General features: G+C 56.7%; 18 protein-coding genes. All 18 read right to left on the minus strand.

The features are described from left to right. Positions 1-45 precede the first annotated feature (45 nt). On the minus strand, positions 46-1,191 hold the full coding sequence (locus tag Pla52o_RS16230; protein ID WP_146595624.1) for a hypothetical protein: 1,146 nt from the start codon (positions 1,189-1,191) through the stop codon (positions 46-48). 59 nt (positions 1,192-1,250) lie between these two features. Then, complete coding sequence (locus Pla52o_RS16235; RefSeq protein ID WP_146595625.1) at positions 1,251-1,700, minus strand: head decoration protein; 450 nt, start codon at positions 1,698-1,700, stop codon at positions 1,251-1,253. A gap of 197 nt (positions 1,701-1,897) precedes the next feature. Continuing rightward, entirely contained in the window at positions 1,898-3,055 is a 1,158-nt protein-coding gene (locus Pla52o_RS16240; RefSeq protein ID WP_146595626.1) for a hypothetical protein, read from the minus strand. A gap of 99 nt (positions 3,056-3,154) precedes the next feature. Beyond that, positions 3,155-3,379, minus strand: a complete 225-nt coding sequence (locus tag Pla52o_RS16245; protein ID WP_146595627.1) for a hypothetical protein — start codon at positions 3,377-3,379, stop codon at positions 3,155-3,157. Further along, complete coding sequence (locus Pla52o_RS16250) at positions 3,376-4,857, minus strand: terminase large subunit domain-containing protein (protein WP_197169280.1); 1,482 nt, start codon at positions 4,855-4,857, stop codon at positions 3,376-3,378. Before Pla52o_RS16250 ends, Pla52o_RS16245 begins: the two co-directional genes overlap by 4 nt. A 2-nt stretch (positions 4,858-4,859) precedes the next feature. Then, positions 4,860-5,903, minus strand: a complete 1,044-nt coding sequence (locus Pla52o_RS16255) for a hypothetical protein (protein WP_146595629.1) — start codon at positions 5,901-5,903, stop codon at positions 4,860-4,862. After that, positions 5,904-6,782: a LamG-like jellyroll fold domain-containing protein gene (locus Pla52o_RS16260; RefSeq protein ID WP_146595630.1), complete on the minus strand. Its 879-nt coding sequence runs from the start codon at positions 6,780-6,782 to the stop codon at positions 5,904-5,906. After that, positions 6,779-7,372: a hypothetical protein gene (locus Pla52o_RS16265; protein WP_146595631.1), complete on the minus strand. Its 594-nt coding sequence runs from the start codon at positions 7,370-7,372 to the stop codon at positions 6,779-6,781. The genes Pla52o_RS16260 and Pla52o_RS16265 overlap by 4 nt, the downstream gene beginning before the upstream one ends. Further along, on the minus strand, positions 7,372-7,545 hold the full coding sequence (locus tag Pla52o_RS26975; protein WP_197169281.1) for a hypothetical protein: 174 nt from the start codon (positions 7,543-7,545) through the stop codon (positions 7,372-7,374). Before Pla52o_RS26975 ends, Pla52o_RS16265 begins: the two co-directional genes overlap by 1 nt. Beyond that, positions 7,538-7,957: a hypothetical protein gene (locus tag Pla52o_RS16270; protein WP_146595632.1), complete on the minus strand. Its 420-nt coding sequence runs from the start codon at positions 7,955-7,957 to the stop codon at positions 7,538-7,540. The genes Pla52o_RS26975 and Pla52o_RS16270 overlap by 8 nt, the downstream gene beginning before the upstream one ends. A 6-nt stretch (positions 7,958-7,963) precedes the next feature. Further along, on the minus strand, positions 7,964-8,404 hold the full coding sequence (locus Pla52o_RS16275; RefSeq protein ID WP_146595633.1) for a hypothetical protein: 441 nt from the start codon (positions 8,402-8,404) through the stop codon (positions 7,964-7,966). Positions 8,405-8,486: 82 nt separating this feature from the next. Further along, on the minus strand, positions 8,487-9,149 hold the full coding sequence (locus Pla52o_RS16280) for a hypothetical protein (RefSeq protein ID WP_197169282.1): 663 nt from the start codon (positions 9,147-9,149) through the stop codon (positions 8,487-8,489). Between the two features lie 121 nt (positions 9,150-9,270). Further along, on the minus strand, positions 9,271-9,573 hold the full coding sequence (locus tag Pla52o_RS16285; protein WP_146595635.1) for a hypothetical protein: 303 nt from the start codon (positions 9,571-9,573) through the stop codon (positions 9,271-9,273). A gap of 39 nt (positions 9,574-9,612) precedes the next feature. Further along, positions 9,613-10,584: a hypothetical protein gene (locus Pla52o_RS16290; RefSeq protein ID WP_146595636.1), complete on the minus strand. Its 972-nt coding sequence runs from the start codon at positions 10,582-10,584 to the stop codon at positions 9,613-9,615. Further along, a complete protein-coding gene (locus Pla52o_RS16295; RefSeq protein ID WP_197169283.1) occupies positions 10,575-11,513 on the minus strand; it encodes a S8 family serine peptidase in 939 nt (312 codons plus the stop codon). The genes Pla52o_RS16290 and Pla52o_RS16295 overlap by 10 nt, the downstream gene beginning before the upstream one ends. Before the next feature lie 53 nt (positions 11,514-11,566). Next, positions 11,567-11,875, minus strand: coding sequence for a hypothetical protein (locus tag Pla52o_RS26980; protein ID WP_197169284.1), 309 nt, complete (start codon positions 11,873-11,875; stop codon positions 11,567-11,569). A gap of 137 nt (positions 11,876-12,012) precedes the next feature. Beyond that, entirely contained in the window at positions 12,013-12,360 is a 348-nt protein-coding gene (locus Pla52o_RS16300) for a helix-turn-helix domain-containing protein (RefSeq protein WP_146595638.1), read from the minus strand. 719 nt (positions 12,361-13,079) lie between these two features. Continuing rightward, positions 13,080-15,566, minus strand: a complete 2,487-nt coding sequence (locus Pla52o_RS16305; RefSeq protein ID WP_146595639.1) for a phage/plasmid primase, P4 family — start codon at positions 15,564-15,566, stop codon at positions 13,080-13,082. Between the last annotated feature and the right edge of the window lie 38 nt (positions 15,567-15,604).

Raw genomic sequence — 15,604 nt, forward strand, 5'->3', positions numbered from 1 at the left:
GCGTGGGGAATACAAATCTGTTTGTCGAAAACCGCAGTCAGCGGCTTAGAATTCGACCGTCGCGTAAGCGGTGCTGGCTGGCACATGGTTAACGATCATCGAGTTATCTAGAGCAAAAATGTCAGTGCTCGTTGGGTTGGATCGCTTCACACTCCACGAGGCCAAGCCGACCTTGACGCTCTCGGGGCCACCATCACGCTCGGCAATCGGCTCGCTGCCTTCGTAGCACGAAATGGTGTTATCCGATGGATTGTGGCCAAGGAATAACGCGTTGCTGTCACCCACGTACTTGGTGAATGTCTCCGCACCGGGTGCTCCGATGTCCAACCCTTCGTCGGTGATGTACCACACCACGTCGGGATAGACGCTCAGGCGAGCGCGATAAACATTTTGCATCGTCGCACCCACCGCAGGGTCAAGCGAATCTCGCTCAAGCACGACAAACGGAGGCGTTGCCGAGCCGTGGACTGCCGCGACGTGCTCATTGTTGATCACATAGTTCCAGACCTTTGTTCCGCAAACCACCGCATGCAGGTGTCCACCACAAAGCTGCTGGAACGCTGCGTTGATCTTGCCGACATGGCCGGGGATGTCGGCTGTGGTCGTCGACCATTTTGTATCGATAATGTCGCCGGTGCCGAGCATGTTGAGCTTGGACTTATTGCCGGATGGCATTCGTGCCGCCACGTTGCCGATCTGCTGTCCACCGCCTGCGAAGTCGAAGAACGCAGTATCGTCCTGCCGGTTGATGTAGAGCGAATCGCGAAGCGTGCCGACCAGCATCGCCAAACGGAAATTGCTAGCCAATTGGCTCAGCGTAGTCGTTTGGCGGCGGAGCATGTCTGCCCCCGCACGGTCACGAGTGGCGGGGTCATCGATGCGACCAAGGTTGTGCAGCATCTCCGCCAACATCGAGACGCTATCGTGCATCCGAGCGTAAGTGAAATTCACCCGCCCAACACCTTGAGGATTACGCCGAGCAGCTGCGGAGCCTGGGGCCGTCAATTGCCCAACGGCTCGCACGTTGTTGTAGATGTGATAGCTGCCCTCGCGACCATGGCCAAGGTTCTCGATCGACGACCCACCGGGCTGGCAACCGAAAAGACTCAGCAACCAATTGCTCGTTGCGGCCTGGCGGCTGACAACGCGGGTGAGGGTTTGAGGCGAAAGCAAGGATTGTAGAGCGACCATGGTTCTTTACTGTCTATCGGTTGAGTTGGATCTGTTAAGGCGACTGCGTGTGCGAGTGGTTAAGTCTCAGGCTCAGGCTCAGGAATCACCAGTGGCGAAGCGACGCCGCAAAGCTCGTGAGACAATCGGAAGAACTTGAGCTTCAACGCCGCCACGGTCACATCTTCATCGTCGTGGCCAATCATCGAATCGCCGAGGATCAAGAGCCGGTCTGACTTCACGGGAGCAGACACAATCACAGGGCAGTAGCGATCAACCGCAACGCCAAGCTCGTCGGTCATCCGCAGTTCGACAGGTAGGACGCCGTAGGGCACTTCGGTTCCGTCCTCAGCATCAGGGTCGTACTGTTTGAGCTTTCCGGTCGCGGTGACAAGCCCCAGGATCAAGCCTTGTCGCAAGACGGCGGTTGGAGTGTTTCCAGCGTCACGAGATGCCGAGTCAATCGCGTGAGCACTGCTCTTGAGCACCTCGATTCGCGATTCGTCGCCACCCCAAAGGAGGTCAGTCATCGTCGCGAATGATGCGTTAGAGCTGCCGGGGATTCCGAATTGTCCGCTATTCATAATGTTTCAACTAAAGGCGTTCGAGTTGTCTTCAAACCGCAGGTCTGTCACTGCCGCAAGCCCGCTGCCGAATCAACGACAACGGGCTTACGAAGCTAACACGGCCTTTCGACGGAGCAGCAGCGTGTTTTATTGAGGCTTACTTATGACTTTCCTAGAACGAAATCGGCAGCTTTATCGGCGTCCACTTGCTCGCCGGATGCATTAAAGTCGACCGGGCCGGGGTGATCGGCAACGCTCATTCGCGTCAATCTCTGCTCGCTCGACCAGAAGGTTCCCTGTGGCACCTCTTTGCGTGAATCAATCCAGGCTTCCAGGCTGCTTTGCAGCGGCTCCCCCTTGTCGTCGAGACTCAGCTTGATCACGCCGACTTGGCTGGCTCGGTCCTTATGCTCGGCGGGAGTGCATCGACCCGAATTCAACAGGGCATCGAGTTCGGTCTTGACGGCAGCGCGGTGCGTTCGTTCGCCGAATGCCAGGGCTTGTTTCGCTTGCAAGCTCATCGTTGCAATCTGGGGGTCAACCACGGTTTTTTCTTCTGCCGGTTTGTTCGGATCTGGCATTTCTTCGATTCCTTGGGATGCGATCGCGGTCAAAAGCGCCACGTTGATTCGGTCAATAAAATTCGTGCCGGTCGTGTCTTCAGGAAGAACGATTCCGACCTTGGCGAGCTGCTCCACGACAGACGAGACGGTAGCCGAGGTGTTGACATCAGCTTCCTCGGTTTCCTCATCCTCTTCCTGGCCTTCGTCACCCTCTTCGCCTTCGTCCGACTCCTTCTCAAACGGTTTGCTATTCACTCCGAAGCGAATTGCACAGCAAACAACATCATCGACCACTTCTTCCGCGTCGGATTGGCTGTGGTCTACCGGATGCACAACGGCGTCCAGATGGGTGATGCAGTCGCTATAGAGGTTGCCTGCGCCGTCTGCCCAGTTCGAAAAGAACACTGGCGACACCTTGACGACGTTGTTTGCGAACTTTCGCTCAGCGTCAGGATCGCGAGTTTCGAAGGATACGGTCGCGCTGTTTCCATCACTGGCGACGTCGAAGCCAGACATTCGACCGATCGCATTCTTGGCCGATCGCTCTTTGCGTTCGTAGAGATCCATCGCAACCGGCGTCAACTCCTCGAGATTCGAGGAGTGATCCCAGTGCATGGGGATGACTTGTCCAGCGTCGGTCATCCGCTTGAATTGCTTCGACCAGTTGGCGAGACGATCGCGAGTGACTTTCATCTCTCCGTCAGGTGAGCGATAAGTGCCGATCGACAACATTTGTTTGCGGAATTTCTTAGCCATGCGTGAAGGATGGCAAAGATTCGCGGACGGTCAAACAAATCCCGCACGTGAATCACGTGAGTCACGCGATGCGCGAAAAACACTTCCCTTCGCAATCGATCAGGGAGAAAAAACGGTCAGGATTTTATCGATCTCGCTTTTTCGAATGCCAGGCAATCCCGACGGATGCCGAGCAGCCTTCAGCAGTCCATCCTTGACCCAGCGGCCAACGGTTGAGCGGTGCTTGCCGATCATCTTGCCAGCTTCGGTGTAAGTCAGAATGGGGTCGTCCTTGTGCGTTGGTGGTGCTTTTGCTTCGGTGCGTTGTTCTTTGTTGCGGCTCATCGGTATCCTTTGTTCGGCGGTATCACTCCGCCCCACGTGCTGCTCTTTGCGCGGGCCACGTAGCTCGCGTAACTTGCGATGTCAATCTGATCCGAGGTTTCCTTTGGCAACCCAGTCCATGCCAGCATCTCTCTCCTAAACGGTGGCACCCATGGTTCATCGGAATCGGGGATCAGCAACAGTCCGTCTTCGACCATGGAGAGCATACCCGATGCAATCGCGCGTTCCAACTTCGCACCACGACTTGTGTCATCCATTCCCGGTATTTTTGGCCCAATCAACTCGATGCTGCGACCTTTAACCTCCTTCGACAACGGTTGGCCGTAATGAGCGTTCTCGATGTAAACCTTCGGGCAGTTCCACGTTTCGAGCACACTTGGCACGCGAATCTTCAATTGGTTCCAATCCACGCGATCACGCCACACGTACCGTGCCAAAAGAATTCTCTTGGGTGGGTAAAAATCGAAGATCCCGCACACTGACCAGCTTGGCGGGTCGCCCCGTTTCTCGGCTGCTTTTTCCTTCGAGGTTCCGGCTGTGTCGATGGTCGCAAACCTCCGGCACGCCGATTTAGGGATCCTGATCAATTCGCCGCCGAGCAGCACCTCGTAGTAATCCTCGCAAATCGTGTAAGTCTTGAGCCAGCTCGAATCGATGAGTGTCCCCTCGCTCGACAGCCAGTTGCCTTTGAGCAGTCGCTCACGGACCACACGCGGCTGAGCCATCAGTCGAGCACGATATCCTGGATCCTTTTCGAGTAGCTTCGGATTGTCATCGAGCGAGGCCGCGATGAACGTCAGCGAAATAACGTGATCCGGCTCCACGTCCTCATAGGCTTCTACCAATTCCTCTCGCGAGTCCGCCCACACGAGCTGCTCGCCATCGCCCAAGTCGCGGCGGATGAAATACCGCACAACTCCCGATCGATCTTGGATCGCGAGCCCCGACTCTGGATCAATCCACCACTCGATGAGGTCAGCCACCCAGCCCGGCTCAGGGTTGCAGGTCGCGCGAGCGTAAGGGGTCACACCGCATTTGGATCGCATGCGAGTGATCAGGTAAAAAAATTGTGTCTCGGTGAAGTGCGTTAATTCGTCAAATCCAAGAAACGCGATTTGCCCACCCTGGTAAGTGTGCTTGTCCTTTTCGTGCTGTAGGTGAGCGAATTTTATTTTTGCACCGGTCGGAAAAGTCCAATCGAGATCGGTGCCGCCACGGGGCTTGCCTCCAAGGTGCCGGTACAGCTCGTGAGATTCGTCCCACAATCCGCCTGATTGCGTCACCTGCGGAAATGTGCGACGGAAGATCAACGCGTTGAATCCACGCTTTGATACATGCCGTGTCGGCTCCGCCAAGAGGAAGAACGACTTGCCACCGCCCGCCGAGCCACCGTAAATCAGGATATCGGCAGGGCAAGCGAACGCATTTGTTTGGGGCCCCGGGTTTGGTCGAATCTCTACCGGCTCATCATCCGCCACGCCTAGCTCACCGCACGTGTTGTGTCGGCGATCACGCGGAATCGTCCATTGGCGAGCACCTCGGCGCCGGCCGCTTCTCCAGTCTGCTTGAGATCATACCGGTATGGATTGGCCATCATTAGCTTTGTGATCTTTTCGTTGACCGTCACAATCACACGATTCTTAACGGCTTCATCATCGGCAACGTAGCTTTCTACCTCAAGCGATCCCATCGTCTTATCGTTTGCCGCCTCACCGTTGACACGCAGCAAGCCGTCATCAACGCTGGCCGGAATCGAGAGGGCGATCTGCAGGTTGGCCGCGGCGTCTGCTACATCGCCGCCCTTGATCGTGAGGTAGAGCTTTTCCACCCCGGTGAGGTCGCCGAGTTCCTCGATTGCGATCAGCCAGCGAGTGCCACGACTGCGGATGATTTCACCGGTCCGCTTCGCCGCTGACTCTGCTACCACCGCGGGGACAGACACGACGGCGTTGACGGTGATTTCACTGTTGCCGGTTGGTGCTTTAGCAACCGCGATCACCGTGTACTGCCAATTTCCTTCGCCGTCGTCTTGGATCATCATCCCGAGCTTGGCTGTTACTGCCGCAACTGCATTGAGGCTCGTCTGCGTCGCGAGCCCATCACGGATCGCGTCAACGGCTGTTGAGTCGAGTGTGGTCGGGTTGATTGTTGGGTCAAAGTCAATCGTCGGCGACACGTCCTCCGGGGTGGCGAATCCGGTTGCTTTGCTCGCTGTGCGACTCGCTTCGTCCGTGACAACTTGCCCTGCTGTGCTCGCTGCTGTTGTCACGACGGTAGTGCCAGTTGGGATGCAGTCCGCTTTGTGTGCCGTGACCGTGAACGCGGTGTAATTGGTTTCGGCTTGGGTTGGCACGTAATGCACAACACCTTCGACGTAGCTTGTTGTTCCGCTTCCTGCGGATGCTGAACCTCCCTCTGGTGTGACCTTTATTAACACGTCGGCGGTTTGCACAGCACCGTCGGAAATTTGCACGACGGCACCAACTGCGATGCGTGGTGGGCTAGCGTTGTTGCGTGGATACATTTACTGGACTCCGCAGCCGATAGTTCGTGAACGTTGACAGACAAACCACGGCTTGAAGCCGCCGCTTGCTGCTGGCATGACGTAATACCGCCGACTCGATCGTCGCCGCAGCAGGTCGGGATAGTAGCTTTGCGACTGGCGGTAGAGTTCGGCGACTTCGGCGGGGGCGAGTGCGCGGCTGTATACCTTTGCGTCGTCAAGCTGCCCGCTCATTGCACGTGCTGTTGTGCCTGGCCGGTTGCCGATTGTCACCGTGCTACCGCCAATTGCGCCGGTCACGGTGCCGACAGTAAACAGTGACAGGCTCGATGTTATATCCTCGCCGTCCAGGTAGCACGAAAGCGAACCATCCCACACCAGCGTTGCCATCGTCCATGAGTTGTTGGAGAACAGCGACGTTCTTGTAGCTGACCTGACCACCGCATCACCGCTGCCGTCGTCGATCATCCATTGCCAACTACCAGAATTTCCGTTCGCGCCAATAACAAACCCAGCATGCGACCCTGATGCACCCAGCGCACGGCTGGCGATTGCATCGGCAAGCGAATTGCCGCCCGTGTGCCGCACCAGCACCGATGCGGTAAGATTACCAGACGCGCCGACCTCGCTGATCGTGCCCGCTGAAACCTTGTCATTGCTTCCGTCAAAATCCAACCCGCCCCAACCACCACGCGTCCCACCTGCCACCCAGTCCGTCGCCGGGTCCATGTTCGTCAACGTGCCGTGATGTTTGCCACACAAGTCCCACCACTTGGCCGTTTTCCATCCGACGCGACCCGGCACAGCCATCCACCACGCAACAAGCCCACGGTTCAGCGAGTGGCTGCGGTTGACGGGCTGCTGCCAGTCGATTAGCGGTGGGCTGCTCAGCCTGCTCATGCGTCTTGGATTTCCTGAACAACTGGGTTTAGGACGATGTGGCTCTCCACGTCGTCGCTGTGCAATGCAGCACCGGAACTGTTCAGCAGGATTGCCGATGCGTAGCGGGCCTTTGGCGCGAACATCCAACCGTCAATGACTTGCACGGTAGTCGTGGCCTGCCCGGTATTGGTAAATACTGACACCAATTCAGCTTGCAGAACCGAGGCTGCTGCATTGCTCGAATACCCTGTGTAAGCCGCATCGGTGCCACTGACTCCGGCCGCGTTTCCGGTTCCTGCCGTTGCCGAATCGCTGTATGCCAAGTAGAGCAGCAGCGTGTTGCCAGCAGTTGGCGTCGATGCGATCTCAACGGCAAGGCGAGCGAAATACTCCATCGCCCAGTGAGCGCCGAAGTCGAACTTGTCCGATTGTCGGTAACTGCCGCTTGCCAGGCTTGCGAGAGTCAACTGCACGTCCAGCTCATCGCTACCGTCTGTGCTGATTCGCAGGTCGTTTGCCGCAGTTGGCAAAAAGTCCGTGGCGTGATCAGCCAACACGATCTGCTCTGGCGTGCCATCCATCGGCGTATAGAGAACTTTGGTGGACATTAGCAGTTACCTCGGGGGAATGCTTCGGTGATGTCGCGAGCCATTTCCACGGCCCGCTGTCGAATTTTCTTGACGGTTTCGGCGTCTTCGTGTACCCGAATACCTGCCTTGTCGATCATCTTTATCGCGATCTCTTTTGCAATCTCGCGTGCTTGCTCGCTATCACTACGCATTGCGAGCATTCGCTACGTCAGAAGGCGTCACATGCACGTACACTCCAAGCAGTTCGCGTGCTCGACTTGCCGATTCTTTCGCGACCGCATCAAACGCAACACGGGCCGCTGTCTGAGCCGAAAACAGTTTATTGAATTCCGGTGCGAAAACGGAAGGATTGACGCTGCCATCGGCCATTTCGTGCGTGAGCCATGACCGCTGCCCGTCAGTCAATCCGTTCCACTCGTCGACGGGGACAGTGAAATCGTTCGACGCGACCGAAGCCCGATAGACTTGGATCGATTCGCGAATCTCGTTTAGTAGGTTCGCGTTTGCTTCATCGTCTTGGGCCAATGTGGACAGACCCAATCCGGTTGGATCGTTGGTCAATTCATCTTTAACGATGGCAAGTTGGTCGTTGTTGAGTGACAAGGTGATTTACTCTTGAGGGCTAAAAGGGTATGCGGTGCTAACGTCAGCACCGCTAATCTGTGGTTCGGTTTCGGCTGCTGCGAGGATCGGACGTGCTTGCTCGGCAGTGAGCCCGATGCCTCCGCTTTCGATCGGCAAGGTCAGCATGTCGCGTGTTCGGGTGTCACCAACGTCTAGGCCGTCCGAATCCGGTTGCATCCATTTAAGCATTCGCTTGACGAGCGAATTCGATTCCGCAACCGCTTCGATTTGCTGCATCACGTTTTCGCCGTCCATTGGATTGGCGTATAGCGAAATGATCGTCAGCTCAGTGGCTCGTGTTTCTCGCGTCACCTTGGGTGCGATCACTCGACATCGAGCGGCACACATATCAGCAGCGCCGGCTTGAGCCAATCGCAGGGCATCCGCGTCGGATTCGATCAGCGTTCGTAGTTCGTCGGGTGTCATGTTGTCTCGTCGTTAAAAGTCGCGTTAGGTTTGTCAGCTAGTGCGGGTCCGCGAGCCCGCTTGTCAATTCGTCGCCCTTAAATTATCGCCAGATGCGACAGCGGTACGTACCATTTGGACCGCGTGCGACCGCATCACCTACCAGCGTCATTCCGCGACTCGGCGTGCATGTCGGAACAACTTCGTGCGAGACGGTCACCGAACTATGCCATCCAACGCCTTCGAATTTCCCAACGCTCGACCAGCTGCCGGCCGACTGCGGAGGATGGTTTCGCATGTCGTGCTTTGCCATGTAATTGGCCCTCATCTGCGCAACCGCTTGCCCTGGCAACTGAGCCACCGTACTGACCATTGATCGCAGCGGTTTGGCCCTCTCCGGCTGCTGAGCCGCAACGACGTACACGAGTGCCGGAGAGCACTGGCCGGTGACAACTGGTTCGCACAACGGTGCCTCACTCACCACGCTTTGGCAATCACAATCGACGCAAGGTGGCGACTCCATCACTGGTTGCGGCGGGCAGCTCGCCTGCGGAGTGCAATTCACCTGCGACTGAGCCGGAGTCATCGTCACGGTCGAGGTGACCGACACTGACTGACTGGCCCCGCAAACACCGCCAACGCATTCCGAGTTGGCCGCGTTAGACCGGTTGCCAAGTCGCTCTCGCAATTTCTTGAGTGGCCCCTGTGCCTCCGCGAACGACAGCCCGCAAAGTAAGATCGGCACAGCTAAAAACAATCGAAACATTTTCACACCTAACATTTTCACACCTTCTGAGATTAAGAGTTGCCGCTCCGTAGCGACGAAACGATTTGAGAAATGATCGCACGCACCACGCGCACGATCATGGCGATTTTGATTTGAGTTATCAGCCAGCGGTCGCGTCTCGTTCGACGCTTGCCAATCTTTCGCGAATCAGCCCCACTTCGGTCGACAGTTTTATTCGGTCCTGCTGGCATTCGTCGTGCTTTCTATCGGATTCGATCAACCGTGTTTCTTGGGCTTCAAGCTTTGACTCTTGCTTACCAACGTGATCCTCAAGCCGTTTGATTGCCTCGGCATTTTTGGACTCGTTGAGCTTGAAAAGCCCCGCCACCGCGCTGGCCAAAGTTGCAACCACTGTGCTAACTCCTGCGATTACCCAACCCGCGTTTTCCGCGCCTTCACTCATCCTAAGCTCGTTCGTCATGGTGTAAATTCACGCTGCAAATTATTTGAACTTGCGAAACTTTTCGACGTCCTGAAATCCTGTCATTTTCGCGACACCAAATCCAGGCGAAGCGATTTCGAACTGCGGCACTGATTGGGTGCTGAAGACTTCCTTTAGTTCCCAATCCCACGACTCAAGCGTCGGCCAGACTTCCGATTTCCATCGATTGCACCACGAACAGTCAGGGCGGCTGAACATCGTCACAAACGTCTTGGGTGCCGATGGTTGATCCGGCACGGGGGCAGGCACAGGAGGCTTTGCACTGCCAACCGAATCGATCAGACCGCTAGCGATCGCTTGCAGGTCGGCAAGGAATCCGCCTGGCGTGGTCGCCTTGATTCCGTCGTTGATAGGTCGACGCCAGGTGCTCAGCCAGTCCGCATCACGCGAGGCCCCTTTACGTTCCAAGAGAGCCGACTCAATCGCGGCCTGTGCATCGGCCTTCATGGCGTCCAGCGTGCCGAGGTTGACCGCACTGATTGCCGCCGCCAATGCGGAGGCTGTCGTTGGGTCGTTGAGCTTCGCCGCCGCGTCACGACTGATCTCTCGCAACTGGCTATTCGCCGGAGGGTCTGGATTGGTCGGGCCATCGGGGTCGCTCGGATCCGGAGTTACCGGGTCGCAGATGCCGTTAGTGATCGCGATCGTGTGAGTAGCAACGTCAACGTCGGCAGTAGCCTCACCAGTGACGTCGACCGCGACCAGGGCGAAGCGAAACTCGCCAGACTCACGCACCGAGAATGCGATTTGACTCTCAGTTTGGATGTAGCGATTTTCGAGGGCAGGCGGAATAATCCACCGCTTGACGTGCCCTTTTGAGTTGCCTGAGTTGAGCACGACCAGGTTGCCTGCCTCGCTCGTTTCAGGGCCGTCGATTTTCGCAACGGCCTCACCAAACGCGGTGGCGCATAGTAATGCACCGAGAAACATGGACAGCCACAGAGTGACGGTTGATTGATTTTTTAGAGCCATGATAAGTCATCATTTGCGAGGAGTTGGACGATTTGATCGGCTTGGGGAATCCCGTGGCCAAACGAAGGATCATGCCCGGGGGATCCGGCGTCCTTCGTTGTCCGCTTGATAAATGCGTGGATAGCATCGCGGCTCTGGATCGCTGCATTGCCCTCACGCCGCATCAGCTCAATGATCAGGCACGCCAACCCCGCCCCAAACGGTGTGGCCATTGAGGAACCAGACATGTACCGAAACCCGCCATTGGTCGAGCAACTGAGAATCTGCTCTCCGGGACAAGCCCACGTGAGTTGGTCACCGCCGCTAGAGAAATTCGCGATGCCGCCGCCCTGCTTGGTCGCGCCGGTGCAAATGCCTTCGTTGGATCTTGCTGGCCAGCCGATCGTGTTTCCGCGACCGCTAAATCCAGAATTTCCTGCGGCGATCACGACCCAGATGCCAGCGTTCATCGCGTCACGAATCGCGTTGATTGTCGGCTGATAGGGAGACCCACCACCGAGGCTCATTGAGATCACATCGACCCCGAGCTCGGTTGCCCAGCGGACGCCCGCAGCGATCCCACTGGACGATCCAGAGCCGCGATTGCTCAGGACCTTGCCCACCACAAGATCGGCACCCATCGCCACGCCAATATCCTCATCTCGACCTAGCACCGTGCCGCAACAGTGGGTGCCGTGTCCGTTGCCGTCGATGATCGATTCGCCGGAAATGAAGGAGCGAACATCGAGCGGCTTAGGTAAGGCCGGATGGGAGGTCATGCCGGTATCCAGCACAGCACAGACGGTGCCCTTGCCGGTTACCCGATCGCGAATCCCCCGCCAGGTCGATCGAGGCAAGTGCCACGTCTCTTGGGCGAGCGGTTGAGACAGCATCCCAACTTCGAGGTCGGGCGGAATTCCGTACACTGGCGCATTGGGATCTGGCTTCATTTCAACACTTCGCAAATTGGGGGCGGGCAAGCAATTAACGAACCGCGAGAGAGCTAGCTCACAGATTCGGCTTGCGTACCTACGCCAGGCGAGGTGTCGATTGGGGGACAACCAGCGTTTGCGTCTCGCATGATCGAGACGATTTCGCTCACCGCAGCAAACAGCCGCTGGAAGTCGAGGCATTTCAGGAAATCGCCAACGCCCTGGGTGCTGACTTGATCGAGCTCCGATTGCAATGCGGTCAATTGCGATGCGACAGGGGGACATGCACCTTCGGGGCAATCAGTCTCTTTGGCCTCGAGATTTCCGATGAGTTCGATGATGAGTGGCAGCAACGCGGTAATAAGCGATTTCCAAAACATGTGCAGAGGTCCTAACGTGGGAGGGGAATGCTTTTACGAAAGTTCTCCCAATCGTGACACTCCACCGATCCGCGTCAAACGCTTTGCACGCGAGATGCACGGTACGCACGCGATGCACGCGATGCACACGCATGACGCTAATCTCGTCCGTTGTCCGGCAAGAAAATTGTCACGCCTCCGGTGCCAGTGTTGTGCACGTCAGCGTCGATCTCTTGCCGCGTCGTGTAGCCGCGGTCTTTCGCCTTGCGGCCGAGGAAAAATCGAATCGCCCAAGGGTCGCCATTTCGGATCGCGGCGAACAGGCCACGCTCAGCGACGTCCTTCATTCCTTCGCCGGAATCCTCGATCACCGCACGGAGTGACTTGGATCGCTTGACTCGCCGGTGGACTTGCCGACGCGACATGCCGAGGCACTCCGCTGCGTCACTGATCACGCCGCCGCACAACTCCAGGGCTGCGGCAATGTCCTCGTCTGTAGCTTTCATGGGGATGGGGACCTTCGTGCCTTGGTTGTTAGTTCTCGCTCCTCAGCCAGCTTAGCACGCCCCTCGACCATCGGCCAATCGCTAACCATCTCCCTGCACGTCCAGCACCTCGTCTCTGTGCGTCCGTCGCTCCATGTCGTCTCGCGAGCCATGTGGCAGCTGCAACGCTCACACCATGGCACGCAGGCCGTCAGCGTTAGCGTCTCAACCACGGTTGGCCTGCCATCGCGACGATCTCCCACCAGCGCCTTACTCAGCGGTGGGTTGCATCGTGAGCATCGCCATTCGGTCGAGTTGCGAGGCAACCACAGTTCGGTGCACCCGCATGTGTGGCACTGGTCGCTGGTGATCTGTGGAGCGGTTGGCGTCGCAGCAGTGATTGGCTCCGGTGCTTTCGCTTCCGTCGAAAATTTCTTACTGAGAGTTCTTAACATTTGAATTTATTTATTTTCAATTTCCTGGCTGTTCCCGTGTTCCCGTGTTCCCGTTGTTCCCCCTTCGAGTTCTTGCTCTTACTCTATATGCACCTCTATTCCCTCTACACCTTCTCTTCTCTTTCTCCTTACATCTCTATTTCTTTAATTACATGGGAACATAGGAACATAAAGAGGAAAGAGACGTAAAATACGGGGTCAAATCGTGTTCCCGTGTAAAATATTTCAACGGGAACACATGAGAACTGTCGGGAACAATCGCCAAGTTGAGGTCATTTTGAGAAATCAAAACAGATTGTTTTCTTTTTCTACCGCTTCTGAAAAAATTTCGTCGACAGAAAAATTTATCCCTTCGTAGCTCCAGAGCAGTTTTTTTCCGTCGCGTTTTTTTATCCGCTCGATTTTTGGAAATTTCCTGCGTAGTTCTTTTCCAAACTGCCGTGAGCCAAGCGGCTTGCACCCAACTTTCCGGCACCAATATTGATAAAGTTCGTAGAGCCGACTGGATTCAATCGAAGAATCGCCCTCGCTGATGTAGTCTGAGAAAAATTCTCCAGCCGGATTTGAGTCTTCGCGGTACTCCGCCATAGCCGCTGCAGACACCTGAGATCGCGTGAAGTCGCGTTGCGATTCGAGTCGATGCAGGCCTACGATTGCCCACAGGAGGATGCCGGGAGCCTCTCCTTGTTCGATCCACCAATCGGGCTTATCCATCCCCAGCACTCGCCGCTCCTGGGGTATCGTGCGGTCAAACGGGATTAGCAGCATCCGACGCCACAGCCCCATCGATTTGTCTCGGATCCGCGGTCGGCTATTCCACGCTGCCATCAATTTCGCGGTCGGGCGAGCGGAGATCGGTGTTTGGTTCTTGCGGTCAAATTGCATGATGTCCCCGCCGGTGAATTGCTTCAAAACACCCTCTGCAACCATGTCGATTTCTCCCGCGTCGCCGCTGATATTCGCCGCCTTGCCGATCGTGGTGCCTAGTTCAAAGCGTCCATCGAAGTTCTCGATCGAGACGTGGCTGACATTGGACTCACCAAGCATCGCCGTCATCGCCGCGAAGTAGACCGTTTTGCCGTTGCCGCCTTCGCCCTCGAGAACAAGGAATTTCTGTAGGTCGTTGGACGTGCGGAGTAGATAGCCAGCCCACTCCTGCAGCACCGCTATACGCTCCTGGTCGCCGTCCATGCAGTAGTCAAGGTAATCGATCCACTTGGGGCATTCGGCCTCGGCATCAAACGGGTAGTCCAGCCGGAACGAAGAGAACCATTCGGGCGAGTGATCGAGCAAGCATTCCTCGGCTGAGTTGCCGGAAAACACGGCTGACAGGTCGAGGATTCCATTCTTCGCGGCAACATAGTGTGGCTTTGATCGATCGGCCATCCAGGTCCCCATTGAGATCGAGGACGCGATTGAGCACATCGATTCCATCGCACCGACCACGTTCGACACTAGTGAGCGTGTCACCTTCTTGACTGGCTTATCGTCGCCGGTCGCTCGCCGCTCTCGCCAGCTCATTTCGAATTCGTGCCGGACCGCTAGCCATATTTTCGCGTTGAGTTCCGACTTTTCGATTTTGCGATACCGACCCTCTTTCCATTTCCACCACTCGTCTCGCCAGTAGACCAACCGACCATCGTGCTCTGATTTGTATCGCTCCAGGTTCACGCGTGCGAGTCGCTGCGGGTCGTCCTCGGCCTCGTTGATCTCGCTGGCTGCTTCCTTCGCTTCCGTTTGTCCAAACTCAACCGCGTCCTTGATCCGCTCGCAGAGGATTTCAAATGTGCCGCCGCCAGCGAAATAGTCACGAACGTCGGGGCCTTCCTTTGGCTCGACCGGAAACGGGAGCGTCAAGTTGACGACCTTCTCGGCTGCCTCGGCGAGTCGCGGCGCCCAGCCAGATCGGCGTTGACCGTCGCGGCCCGGGACCCAAGTTGCTCCCTCTTGGCCTGGTTTGTCGGCATCGTGGCAGACAATGACTTTTCGGCCTTCGCACAGCTTTACGATCCAGTCGAGCGGCTTTTCCTTCGCGCCGTTGGCGGTGGTGAATGCGGCCTGGTCAGGCTGGACAGATAGGAGCGTGGCGAGATCGGTTGATCCTTCGAGCTTCCAGATGACTTTGGCAGGATCATCGAACGTGGACGGGTTACAAATGATGCCTGCCACGCTTCCAGCGGTGAGCTTGACCTTCGTCCATTCCGGCTCTTTGACGTTTGGTTTCCACTTTGGCAGGTGTCCGCCATCGGCGCGATAAAGCACGTAGCCAACTGGCGGCTCCGCACCAAGCGACGATCCCCAGACTGGAACCGCGATCACCGTGTACTGTCCACGGTAGCGGGCGAACTTGCCGCCGATCGCTTGGATAGCTTCGGGCCTGATCGGCTTCTTTTTGAGGCACCACATACCCGCCAGCGTCTTGTTCCATGGCAGGAATTCGAGGTGCTCTGCTGGATCCGCTTTCTTGCGTTTCTTCTCAGCGCTGACGCCGAGGTGGGTCGCGATCTTGCCAATGGTGGCCTGGAAGTCGTCACCGGTAAGCCACTGGAGAGCTGCGATTCCGTCGCCGTTTTTGGATGCGAAACACTGGTTGCACAGGCAAGCACCTTCATTGGCGTCGATGAGCCGAAATCGATCATCACCGCCACACTTCGGGCACGGGTGATGCCGACCATCCATGATTCCATCTGGCACCCCAGCGACTGCGTAAAAGATTTCAGGCCACCGATTGGTAGCCGCTTGCTTAACAGTCGAAACGTCGTATCTAGGCACTGAGTGCCTCCGTGCTCTGGGTGTGGTTCTTGAATCTC

Origin of the sequence: Novipirellula galeiformis, from assembly GCF_007860095.1 — a bacterium.
GTDB lineage: Bacteria > Planctomycetota > Planctomycetia > Pirellulales > Pirellulaceae > Novipirellula > Novipirellula galeiformis.

What these genes read in the sequence shown, in the direction of transcription:
- Pla52o_RS16230 (WP_146595624.1), bottom strand. Translation starts at nt 1,191, where the DNA reads ATGGTCGCTCTACAATCCTTGCTTTCGCCTCAAACCCTCACCCGCGTT.
- Pla52o_RS16235 (WP_146595625.1), bottom strand. Translation starts at nt 1,700, where the DNA reads ATGACTGACCTCCTTTGGGGTGGCGACGAATCGCGAATCGAGGTGCTC.
- Pla52o_RS16240 (WP_146595626.1), bottom strand. Translation starts at nt 3,055, where the DNA reads ATGGCTAAGAAATTCCGCAAACAAATGTTGTCGATCGGCACTTATCGC.
- Pla52o_RS16245 (WP_146595627.1), bottom strand. Translation starts at nt 3,379, where the DNA reads ATGAGCCGCAACAAAGAACAACGCACCGAAGCAAAAGCACCACCAACG.
- Pla52o_RS16255 (WP_146595629.1), bottom strand. Translation starts at nt 5,903, where the DNA reads ATGTATCCACGCAACAACGCTAGCCCACCACGCATCGCAGTTGGTGCC.
- Pla52o_RS16260 (WP_146595630.1), bottom strand. Translation starts at nt 6,782, where the DNA reads ATGAGCAGGCTGAGCAGCCCACCGCTAATCGACTGGCAGCAGCCCGTC.
- Pla52o_RS16265 (WP_146595631.1), bottom strand. Translation starts at nt 7,372, where the DNA reads ATGTCCACCAAAGTTCTCTATACGCCGATGGATGGCACGCCAGAGCAG.
- Pla52o_RS26975 (WP_197169281.1), bottom strand. Translation starts at nt 7,545, where the DNA reads ATGCGTAGTGATAGCGAGCAAGCACGCGAGATTGCAAAAGAGATCGCG.
- Pla52o_RS16275 (WP_146595633.1), bottom strand. Translation starts at nt 8,404, where the DNA reads ATGACACCCGACGAACTACGAACGCTGATCGAATCCGACGCGGATGCC.
- Pla52o_RS16280 (WP_197169282.1), bottom strand. Translation starts at nt 9,149, where the DNA reads ATGTTTCGATTGTTTTTAGCTGTGCCGATCTTACTTTGCGGGCTGTCG.
- Pla52o_RS16285 (WP_146595635.1), bottom strand. Translation starts at nt 9,573, where the DNA reads ATGAGTGAAGGCGCGGAAAACGCGGGTTGGGTAATCGCAGGAGTTAGC.
- Pla52o_RS16290 (WP_146595636.1), bottom strand. Translation starts at nt 10,584, where the DNA reads ATGGCTCTAAAAAATCAATCAACCGTCACTCTGTGGCTGTCCATGTTT.
- Pla52o_RS16295 (WP_197169283.1), bottom strand. Translation starts at nt 11,513, where the DNA reads ATGAAGCCAGATCCCAATGCGCCAGTGTACGGAATTCCGCCCGACCTC.
- Pla52o_RS26980 (WP_197169284.1), bottom strand. Translation starts at nt 11,875, where the DNA reads ATGTTTTGGAAATCGCTTATTACCGCGTTGCTGCCACTCATCATCGAA.
- Pla52o_RS16300 (WP_146595638.1), bottom strand. Translation starts at nt 12,360, where the DNA reads ATGAAAGCTACAGACGAGGACATTGCCGCAGCCCTGGAGTTGTGCGGC.